This is a genomic window from Vulcanibacillus modesticaldus, assembly GCF_001730235.1.
In the GTDB taxonomy this organism is placed as follows: Bacteria; Bacillota; Bacilli; order Tepidibacillales; family Tepidibacillaceae; genus Vulcanibacillus; species Vulcanibacillus modesticaldus.
In genome coordinates this window covers 1-739 of record NZ_MIJF01000092.1, presented here as the reverse complement: position 1 = coordinate 739, position 739 = coordinate 1, and the positions used below count along the sequence as shown (strand labels likewise).

The following is a 739-nucleotide window of genomic DNA, read 5'->3' as shown; positions in this document are numbered from 1 at the left end:
CCGTTATCTAAAGAATAGGTATCTTTAACCAAATCGTATATAAAGCTAAAGTCAATTGCTTGATCTATTTTCCTCACTAGATGATCCTCTGGTACTAAATCTTCTATTGATACTAATTCAACTTGAGTTCTTACATCTTCCTTACGTTTTGTTAACATGTTTCTCCCCTCACAAGATATTTATTACATACTTATTATACAAAAAAAGCTTGTAGATTTGTCTAAATAAAGACTTTGTCTACAAGCTGAGCACTCTTTTTCTAAATAAAAGAGTGCTAATTAATCTACTTGATTATTCTACGTATCCTTTTTCTTTTAAAACATTTAACGCTTCTTCTAGTTTCTCTTCTTTTATTTGGTATTCCAATTTACCATCTACTATCTTGGCACAACGTCCTCCAAACGGCTTTAAAGTTTCTTTAATTTCTTTGATTTCTGCAGGCATTTTTAACGTGTAGGATACCTTCATATCTTCCTCTCCTTTTCAATTCCCGTATTGTCAAAAGTTTTATAGATTATTGTGTCAAAAACCTTGTTGTTATTGAAAAATTTATATTAAGGTATTGCCACCCCCTCAATTTAAGGGTAATTTTTAGTTGACCATTCAAAAAATTACTCAAACAAAGGAGGCGGCAAACTTGATGTCTAAAGTTATTTCTTTGTTGCTACTATACATTGAGGTTCAAAATAAAATCATTGTTTATTTGATGGGGGCATTGCTTGGTAAGAATTCTCTTCGT

2 protein-coding genes are annotated in these 739 nt (G+C 31.1%); both read right to left on the bottom strand.

What is annotated here, in order from left to right; genetic code table 11:
* On the bottom strand, nucleotides 1-158 hold a 158-nt coding region (locus tag BHF71_RS11715; protein WP_084024202.1), incomplete at its 3' end, for a transposase.
* 133 nt (nucleotides 159-291) lie between these two features.
* Nucleotides 292-468 carry a hypothetical protein gene (locus tag BHF71_RS12175; protein WP_176717360.1) on the bottom strand — a complete coding sequence of 59 codons (177 nt, stop codon included), beginning with the start codon at nucleotides 466-468 and terminating at the stop codon, nucleotides 292-294.
* Nucleotides 469-739 lie beyond the last annotated feature (271 nt).